Raw genomic sequence first — 9,637 nt, 5'->3', positions numbered from 1 at the left:
CGGGATCTTCTTGTTCAGCTTGATGTACTGCTCGAACTGCGTCACCGCGGCCCGCGACAGCGCCTCCAGCTCCTGCCGTTCGGTGGCGACATCGTCGAACACCTCGGCATAGGCCTGGAAGAAGTCCGGATTGTCGGTGAAGCTCTTGATCCGGGCACGCTGGCCGCCCTCGACCAGCACCTTCACGGTCTGGTCCGGCAGCTTCAGCAGCTGCAGCACGGTACCGATGGTACCAACCTGATAGATGTCGCCGGACTGCGGATCATCCTGGCTGGCATCCTTCTGCGTCACCAGCATGATCTGCTTGTCGTCGCGCATCACATCTTCGAGTGCGCGGACCGACTTTTCGCGCCCGACGAAAAGGGGAACGATCATATGCGGGAACACCACGATGTCCCGCAGCGGGAGAACCGGATACGTACCGCCACGCGATTGTTCGTACATTCTACCTCATTTCGACCTTGTCCCGCCGGGAGGAGAGCCGCTTCGAGAGGTGGGGAAGCGGCAAATATGGCGCGGGATTTCAGATCGACCTTTCGCCTATTCAGATGGCCTTTGTTTTGGCCCGTTCAAGAGCGTGGCAGCACCACACATCGTCCGTCAAGACGGAACAGCCACAACCCCTTGTTTAGGAGTTGTGGCCGGTCCCGATTTCGATGATTTGGGCTGCCGCAAGCACCGTCACGCGCTTGTGTTGGCGTCCTTGCTGCGCTCCCGGCTGTGGACGTAGAGCGGTGCAACCTTGCTCTCGACCACCTCGCGGTTGATGACGATCTCGTCGATGTCCTCCATGCCCGGCAGGTCGAACATCGGATCGAGCAGGATGCCCTCCATGATCGAGCGCAGGCCGCGTGCACCGGTCTTGCGCTGGATCGCCTTCTGCGCGATGGCGCGCAGCGCGTCCTCGGCGAAAGTCAGGTGCACATCCTCCATCTCGAACAGGCGCTGATACTGCTTCACCAGCGCGTTCTTCGGGCTGGTCAGGATGTCCACCAGCGCGTTCTCGTCCAGATCCTCAAGCGTGGCGAGGACCGGCAGACGGCCGATGAATTCGGGGATCAGGCCGAACTTCAGCAGATCCTCCGGCTCGACCTCGCGCAGCACATCGCCGGTGCGGCGCTCGTCCGGCCCCTGCACATCGGCGCCGAAGCCAATTGAGGTGCCCTTGTTGCGCTGCCCGATGATCTTCTCCAGGCCGGAGAAGGCACCGCCGCAGATGAACAGGATGTTGGTCGTGTCCACCTGCAGGAATTCCTGCTGCGGATGCTTGCGCCCGCCCTGCGGCGGCACGGAGGCGACGGTGCCTTCCATGATCTTCAGCAAGGCCTGCTGCACACCCTCGCCCGACACGTCGCGGGTGATCGACGGATTGTCGGACTTGCGCGAAATCTTGTCGACCTCGTCGATATAGACGATGCCGCGCTGCGCCCGCTCGACATTATAGTCGGCGGCCTGAAGCAGCTTCAGGATGATGTTCTCGACATCCTCGCCGACATAGCCAGCCTCAGTCAGCGTGGTCGCATCGGCCATGGTGAAGGGCACATCGATGATGCGCGCCAGCGTCTGCGCCAGCAGCGTCTTGCCGCAGCCGGTCGGGCCGACCAGCAGGATGGTCGACTTGGCCAGCTCGACATCGCCATTCTTCGCGCCATGCGCCAACCGCTTGTAGTGGTTGTGCACGGCAACGGACAGCACGCGCTTTGCATGCGCCTGCCCGATGACATAGTCGTCCAGCACGGTCCGGATTTCCGTTGGCGTCGGAATGCCGTCACGCGATTTGACGAGGCTGCTCTTGTGCTCCTCGCGGATGATGTCCATGCACAGTTCGACGCATTCATCGCAGATGAAAACGGTCGGGCCCGCAATCAGCTTGCGGACCTCGTGCTGGCTCTTGCCGCAAAAGGAGCAGTAAAGCGTGTTCTTCGAATCGCCGCCGCCGGATTTGCTCATCTTAACTCCGTGGGGTCACGTGCGCTTAATATTCTATGTTAGACGCAGCGTTCCGCTACGCTCAACGTGAAAAAACGCGGCTGCGCGTCGTTTTCGTTACAGCCGGCTTCACGCGATCAACAGGATTCAAATGGGTTACGGATCGCGCCAGGTAAAGGCACAAGCCGTAACCCATTGATGCCTATTTCTTTTCTTCGCCCTCAGGAATGGCGCGCCGTGACACGACCTCGTCGATCAGGCCGAAATTCTTGGCTTCTTCGGCCGACATAAAACGGTCACGCTCCAGCGTCTTTTCGATCTCTTCGATCGGCTGGCCGGTGTGATCGGCGTAAATCCGGTTCAGTCGGGCGCGGATCGAGAGGATCTCGCGGGCCTGGATTTCGATGTCTGTCGCCTGCCCCTGGGCACCGCCGGAGGGCTGATGCACCATCACGCGGGAATGCGGCAGGCAGAAGCGCTTGCCCTTGGCGCCCGCGGTCAGCAGCAGCGAGCCCATGGAGGCCGCCTGGCCGATGCACAGGGTGGAAACGTCGGGCCGGATATACTGCATGGTGTCGTACATCGCGAGGCCAGAGGTGACCACACCGCCCGGCGAATTGATGTAGAGCGCGATATCCTTAGTCGGATTCTCGGATTCCAGGAACAGCAGCTGGGCGCAGATCAGGCTGGATACGCCATCATGGACCTGCCCCGTCAGGAAGATGATCCGCTCTTTCAGCAGACGGGAATAGATGTCGTAGGCACGCTCGCCCCGGTTGGTCTGCTCGACCACCATCGGGACCAGGGTGTTCATGTAGACGTCAATCGGATCACGCTCACGCATCATCAGTCGGGTGCTTTCCTGCTTCGGACCGGAACCGCCGGGCGCCCTGCCCGGCGGCGTTGGCATCATGTCATGGGAATTTGGCCCGCAACAAGCCCGGCTTCAAGCGCCGGCTCACTCCGACTTCGCGGCGGCCTTCTTGGTGGTCTTCTTCGGCTTGGCTTCCGCGTCTTCCGCCTTCGTCTCCTTGGCGTCCTTGTCGGCAGCCTTGGTCTTCTTGGCAGCGGTCTTCTTCGCCGGCTTCTTCTTGCCGGAATCGGCCTCCTCGCCATCCTCGTCGATCGGCTTGAACAGCTCTTCCGGCGTCACGGTCTTGTCCGACACTTTCGCCATCTCGAGGATGAAGTCGATGATCTTCTCCTCGAACAGCGGGGCGCGCAGATTGGCCAGCGCCTGCGGGTTGCCGCGATAGAATTCGATCACCTGGCGCTCCTGTCCCGGATAGCGGCTGGCCTCCTGGATCATCGCGCGCTGCACCTCTTCGTCAGCGACATCAATGTTGTTCAGCCGGCCGACCTCGGAGAGCAGCAGGCCGAGGCGAACGCGGCGCTCCGCGATGGTGCGGTATTCCGCCTTCTCCTCGTCGCTCAGCTTCTCGTCCACGGCGTGCTTATGACCATGATCATGGTCGTGATCGTGCCCATGGTCATGATCGTGATGATGATGGTCGTGGTCATGATCGTGGTCGTGCGCATGGTCGTGGTCGTGATCATGGCCGGCACCAGCGACCTGGCGCACGATGGTCTCGTACTCCGCATCCAGCATGCCCTGCGGCACCTCGAAGCTGTGCGACTCGGCCAGCTTGTCGAGCAGACGGCGCTTCACCTTGGTGCGCGCGGCCTGCTTGTACTCGCCCTCGATCTGCTGGCGGATCGCCGCCTTCACGCCGGCCAGGTCATCGAAGCCCAGGGTCTTGGCGAACTCGTCATTGATCTCGACCGGGATCGGTTCGTGCAACTCCTTCACCTCGACAGTGAACACGGCTTCCTTGCCGGCGAGTTCGGCATTGCCGTACTCCTCGGGGAAGGTCACCTTCACCTCTCGGGTATCGCCCGGCTTGGCGCCGACCAGCTGGTCCTCGAAACCGGCGATGAAGGTGTTAGAGCCCAGGGTCAGGCGCGCACCCTCGCCCTTCAGCCGGTCATCATCCTTGCCTTCCAGCTTACCGGTGAAGTCGATCACCACCACGTCGCCGCTCTTCACAGCGCGCTTCTTCTCGACCGGCTTGGTCTGCTGGTTCTGCTCGGCAATGCGGGACATCGCCTGCTCGATCTCATCCTCGGCGATCTCGGCGGTCTCGCGCTCGACCTCAATGGTGGAGAAATCGACCGGCACAATCTCCGGCATGACCTCGACCTTCAACTTGTATTCGAGGTCGGCGCCCTCGTCGAACTTCTCGATCTCGATCTGCGGCTGCATGGCCGGGCGGACATTGTTCTCGGCCAGCGCCTGGCTGGAGCTGTCCTGCACCACCTGCTCCAGCACTTCCCCCATAACCGAGGCGCCGAAGCGCTTCTTCACCAGCGTCAGCGGCACCTTGCCGGGGCGGAAGCCCGGCAGGTTGACCATCCCCTGCACTTCCGCGAGACGGATATTCAGCTTTTCCTCGATGTCCTTGGCGGCGACGACCACCTTGAATTCACGGGTCAAGCCGGCGGACTGCGTCTGGGTGATTTCCATGGGGCTCTCGAATCGTTCTCGTCTGGGGCCGCGACGGGCGGCGGTGTCTCGTCGAATCTCTATAAGCGCGCTGTCCGGAACGGCAATCCAGCCTGATATGGCATGGTGCGGGCGGAGGGACTTGAACCCCCACGGCTTTCGCCACAGGAACCTAAATCCTGCGTGTCTACCAATTTCACCACGCCCGCCCGGGACGCCGCACCGGCCGGGATCGCGACACGCCAGCCGAGAGGCCAAGAGCCAAGCAGCCAGACGCTATCGCCGCTCTCCCGAGCAACGCTAAGGGGGCGCTTGTATACCAATTGCCGGGACGCGGCAACACCCGCTCAAAAGCCGGCTACAGGATTCCGTCGCAACCGCTGCAGCAAGCCCGGCAGCCGGTCCGGAATATCCTCGGCGATCAGCCCTGCCGACGCTGTCCCCGCGGCGGCGCCATGCAGCCAGACCGCGGCGCACGCCGCCTCGAAAGCCGGCATGCGCTGCGCCAGAAGCCCCAGCACCAGCCCGGCCAGCACATCGCCGCTGCCCGCCGTCGCCAGGTCGGCCGGTGCATTGTCGTTGATCGCCGCCTTGCCATCGGGTGCTGCAATGACCGTGTCCGACCCCTTCAGGACCAGCACCGCGCCCAGCCGCCGCGCCGCTTCCCGTGCACGGGCCAGCCTGTCGCCTTCAATATCAGGGAACAGCCGCGCAAACTCCCCCTCATGCGGGGTCAGCACGCACGGCCCCTGGATCAGCCCGGCCAGCGCCTCGGCATCGCCGGCAAAGGTAGAGATCGCATCGGCATCCAGCACCGTGGGCCGGCCTGTCGCCAGAACTGCGGCGACGGTGTCACGCAGCTCCGGCCCGGTGCCCGCCCCCGGCCCGGTCAGCAGCGCGTTGCGACGTGGATCGCGCAGGATATCGGCCAGCGCCTCGCTGTCCGGGCATTCCAGAACGATGGCGCCCGGATGATCCGCGGCGTAGATGGCAGCGGTGCCCGGCGGCACGGCAAGGCTGACCAGCCCTGCCCCGATGCGCCGCGCAGCCTGCGCCGCCAGCCTGCCGGCGCCAGTCATCGGCCCGCCCAGAATCAGCCCATGGCCACGATGATATTTGTGCGTTTCCCCACGCGGCACCGGCAGGCTGTCCAGCCACAGGGCGGGGCCGTTGTGCCAGCAGCTGGGCTTAATCTCGTCCAGCACATTATCGGGAATGCCGATGGGGGCAATCTCCACGGAGCCGCAGAGATCGCGCCCGGGCAGCAGCAGATGGCCCGGCTTGGCGCGGAAGAAGCTGACCGTCAGCGCCGCCTGCGGCGCATAGCCCAGAACCGCCCCGCTATCGCCGGAGACACCGCTCGGCACATCGATGGCGACGATGGGTAGGCCGCGCGTTTCCGCCGCCTGCAGCGCTTCGCGAGCCGCACCCTCCACTGGCTTTGACAGGCCGGCGCCGAACAGCGCGTCGATGACGAGGCCAACCTCATCCCAGCCGATATCGCCGAGACCAATGACCGGACCGGTCCAGCGCGCCGCCATCGCCGCCGCATCGTCTTTAAGAGTCTCGGGCGGCGTCAGAGCGGCGATTGTCACCGGCCAGCCGGCCTGTGACAGCAGGCGCGCGGCGACATAGCCGTCGCCGCCATTATTGCCCGGTCCTGCCAGCACCAGTACCGGCCGGGGCGACCAGCGCCGGCGGATCGCCTCCGCGACCGCCCTGCCCGCCGCCTCCATCAGGTCGAGGCCGGGAACGCCGCCCGCCATCGCCGCCCGGTCCGCCGCATACATCTGCGCGGTGGTCAGCAGGGCGAGCGGGCCGGCCTTCACGGCTACTTCCCGCCGGTGATGTCGGCCACGGCGCGGACCTTCGCCAGCGCTCCGTCGCGCAGGAAGGCGACATCCGCGCCATCCAGCACCAGATCGAAGCCCTGGCCGAACAGGGTGCGGGCGTCATACTCCGGCGTCGGGATGATGCCGATCAGCTTGCCGGCCTGCTTCACTGCCGCCTTCACGCCGTCAATGGCCTTGCGCACCTCGGGATGGTCCGGCTGGCCGAAATAGCCGAGGCTGGCGGAGAGATCCATCGGCCCGACGAAGATCAGGTCGACACCCTCGGTGCCGGCAATGGCCGCGGCATTCTCGACGCCTGCCCTTGTTTCGATCTGCGCCATGATCAGCAGCTCATCCACCGTCTTTTCCAGATAGGTGGCGAGGTCGGTGCCATAGCCGGAGGCGCGGACAATCGGATAGGCGATGCCGCGCACGCCGCGCGGCGGATAGCGGCAGGCGGCAACGGCAGCCTGCGCCTCCGCCCCCGTGCTGATGGCGGGGATCATCACGCCCTCGGCGCCGGCATCCAGGATGCGCTTCAGATAGACCGTATCGTTCCACGGTACGCGCACCATCGCCGGGCAGCCGCCCGCGTTCGCCGCCTGCATCTGCTGGATCGCCGCCGTGATATCGCCCGGCCCGTGCTCGCAATCGATCAGCACCATGTCGAAGCCGGCGCGGGCGCAGATTTCCGCCGACATGCCGTTCGCCATGTTGAGAAAGCAGCCAAGGGCCGGCCGGCCCGCCTGCAAGCTGTGCTTCAGCGGCGTGTTCTGGGTCACCTTATTGTTCCTCCCCCTGCATTACAGACGCTTCATGCATAGGCCGGGCAAAACGGCCTGACAAGCGCACGCGAGGGCAGGTCTGCGCTGCACCGGTCACGGCATCGGCATGTCCAGTTCATGAAACCGTCCGCAACTCTTCACACCCCCGCAACCACCCTGCAATGCCGACGTAACTGCCGCCGTTTAATCGGGACAGGATCGGGCGATTGCGGCCCGCTGAGGCTTAAGAGGGGGAACTCAAATGGCCTATACGCTTCAAATCCTGCACGCTTCCGACCTGGAAGGCGGTGTCGATGCCATCAGCCAGGCGCCGAATTTCGCCGCCATCGTCGATTATCTGGAAGATACCTACGCGAACACCATCGTACTGTCCGCGGGCGACAATTTCATTCCCGGCCCGTTCTTCAACGCGGCCGCCGACTCCTCGGTCGCGGCAACGCTGAACTCGGTCTATACGCAGCTCTATGGCCAGACCTTCTCGGGCCTGTCCACCGGTTCCGGTCGCCTCGACATCGCGATCATGAACACCATCGGGTTCGACGCCTCGGCGCTCGGCAACCATGATTTCGACGCCGGCACGGACGGGCTGCAGTCAGTGATCTCCGCCAGCCTGGGCAGCAGCACGGCCAATACCGGCTGGCTGGGCACCATGTTCCCGTATCTCAGCGCCAATCTGGATTTCTCTGCCAATAGCGGGCTGAACGCGCTGTACAGCAGCACATTGCAGCAGAACACCGCCTTCCAGTCGCTGAATGCGCAAGGCGAACTCGTCTCCGGCGCGCCGAAGCTGGCGGCCTCCACCATCATCGAGCGCGACGGCGAGCAGATCGGCGTGGTCGGCGCGACGACGCAGTTGCTGGCCTCGATCTCCTCGCCCGGCACCGTCTCCGTCGAGAGCGGTGGCAGCAACGACATGGCCGCGCTGGCCGCGATCATCCAGCCGGAGATCGACGCGATGCTGGCCGCCGGCATCAACAAGATCATCCTGGTCAGCCACCTGCAGCAGATTTCGCTGGAAAAGGAACTGGCCGGCCTGCTGAAGGGCGTGGACGTCATCATCGCCGGTGGTTCCGACACGCTGCAGGCCGATGCCGAGGACGTCTCGCGCGGCCTGAAGGACGGCGACACGCCGGCCGAGACCTATCCGTTCCTCACCACCAATGCCGACGGCGACCCGGTCGCCATCGTCAGCACCGATGGTGAATACAGCTATGTCGGCCGGCTGGTCGTCACCTTCGACGATAATGGCGTGCTCGACGCCTCCAGCATCGACGCCAATGTCAGCGGCGCCTTCGCCGCCACCACGGAGCAGGTCGAGGCACTGTACGGCACGGCGGACGCCTTCGCCGACGGCAGCAAGGGCGATCTGGTGCAGGAACTGACCAGCGCGGTCAGCACCATTGTCACCGCGCAGGACGGCAATGTCTTCGGCAACACCGATGTCTATCTGAACGGCGTGCGCGGCTCCGTCCGTACCGAGGAAACCAACCTCGGCAATCTGACCGCCGACGCCAACCTCTATGTCGCGCAGCAGACAGACAGCAGCGTGCTGGTGTCGATGAAGAATGGCGGCGGCATCCGTGCCGCCATCGGCCAGGTCAGCGAGACCTCGCCCGGCGTGTACGAGCTGTCCCCGCCGGAGGCCAATGCGCTCTCCGGCAAGGAGGCCGGCCAGATCTCGCAGCTCGACATCCTGAACGCGCTGCGCTTCAACAACGCGCTGTCGGTGGTCACCGTCACCGCCGATCAGCTGAAGCAGCTTGTCGAGCATTCGGTCGCCGCGTCCGGCGGCAGCGCCACGCCGGGCCAGTTCGGCCAGTGGGGCGGCATCCGCTTCAGCTACGACACCAGCCTGGAAGCCGGCAGCCGGGTGCAGAACCTGGCCATCGTCAATGATGACGGGTTCATCGTCGATGTCATCGTGCAGAATGGCGAGCTGGCGGGCGATGCCGGCCGGGCCATCCGCATGGTGACGCTGAGCTTCCTGGCCGATGGCGGCGACAGCTATCCGCTGGACGATTTCATTGCCGCCAACCCGACCTTCGCGAACCGGGTCGATCTCGCCGACACGCTGACCGAGGCCGGGCTCGCCACCTTCGCCGATCCGGGCACGGAACAGGACGCGCTGGCCGAATATCTGGCGGCCTTCCACAGCACCACGCCTTATGCAGAGGCCGATACGGCCGCCAGCCTGGACACCCGCATCCAGAACCTGTCGGCGCGCAGCGATAGCGTCCTGACCGAGCAGCGCAACGGCACCAACGGCGCCGACACCATCAATGGCGGCGACTACAATGACAGCATCCGCGGCGGGGCCGGCAACGACTCGCTGACCGGCGGTGCGGGCAACGACACCATCGAAGGCGGCGACGGTAATGACATCGTCGACCTTCGGGCCGACAGCGGCGTGACGGTGGCCAACGGCAATCGCAATGCCGACACCATTCTGGGCGGCGATGCCGGCGAGGTGCTGCGCGGCGGCAAGGGCCATGACTCGATCGATGGTGGGGCCGGCAACGACCTGATCTATGGCGGTCAGGGCAACGACACGCTGGCCGGCGGCAGCGGTGTGGACTTCTTCCTGTTCG

At 64.6% G+C, this 9,637-nt stretch carries 7 protein-coding genes and 1 tRNA gene; 1 reads left to right on the top strand and 7 read right to left on the bottom strand.

All coding sequences use genetic code 11. From position 1 onward, the window contains the following. The 7 genes from MK313_RS16940 to MK313_RS16910 all read right to left on the bottom strand — a co-directional run. Positions 1-444, bottom strand: a 444-nt coding sequence (locus MK313_RS16940) for an LON peptidase substrate-binding domain-containing protein (RefSeq protein WP_287783168.1), incomplete at its 3' end; no start/stop codon positions are given. Between the two features lie 237 nt (positions 445-681). Beyond that, the gene (gene clpX / locus MK313_RS16935) at positions 682-1,950 is read right to left on the bottom strand and encodes an ATP-dependent Clp protease ATP-binding subunit ClpX (RefSeq protein WP_287783166.1); all 1,269 of its coding nucleotides are present in this window, start codon (positions 1,948-1,950) and stop codon (positions 682-684) included. Between the two features lie 181 nt (positions 1,951-2,131). Next, positions 2,132-2,773, bottom strand: coding sequence for an ATP-dependent Clp endopeptidase proteolytic subunit ClpP (clpP, locus tag MK313_RS16930; RefSeq protein WP_040706670.1), 642 nt, complete (start codon positions 2,771-2,773; stop codon positions 2,132-2,134). A gap of 114 nt (positions 2,774-2,887) precedes the next feature. Then, positions 2,888-4,453 (bottom strand): trigger factor, encoded by a 1,566-nt coding sequence (gene tig / locus MK313_RS16925; protein WP_287783163.1) that lies wholly within the window; start codon positions 4,451-4,453, stop codon positions 2,888-2,890. Between the two features lie 103 nt (positions 4,454-4,556). Continuing rightward, positions 4,557-4,641 (bottom strand) — tRNA-Leu (locus MK313_RS16920). A 138-nt stretch (positions 4,642-4,779) separates the two neighbouring features. Beyond that, the gene (locus MK313_RS16915; RefSeq protein WP_287783171.1) at positions 4,780-6,222 is read right to left on the bottom strand and encodes an NAD(P)H-hydrate dehydratase; all 1,443 of its coding nucleotides are present in this window, start codon (positions 6,220-6,222) and stop codon (positions 4,780-4,782) included. A gap of 41 nt (positions 6,223-6,263) precedes the next feature. After that, positions 6,264-7,046: an HpcH/HpaI aldolase family protein gene (locus tag MK313_RS16910; protein ID WP_287783160.1), complete on the bottom strand. Its 783-nt coding sequence runs from the start codon at positions 7,044-7,046 to the stop codon at positions 6,264-6,266. Positions 7,047-7,290: 244 nt separating this feature from the next. Between MK313_RS16910 and MK313_RS16905 the strand changes: the two genes are divergently transcribed. Then, the coding region (locus MK313_RS16905) for a 5'-nucleotidase C-terminal domain-containing protein (RefSeq protein ID WP_287783158.1) at positions 7,291-9,637 on the top strand (2,347 nt) is incomplete at its 3' end.

This window comes from Oceanibaculum sp., assembly GCF_022449305.1.
GTDB lineage: Bacteria > Pseudomonadota > Alphaproteobacteria > Oceanibaculales > Oceanibaculaceae > Oceanibaculum > Oceanibaculum indicum.
Note: the sequence above shows the minus strand (reverse complement) of the source record. Positions and strands in the feature narration are given on the sequence as shown.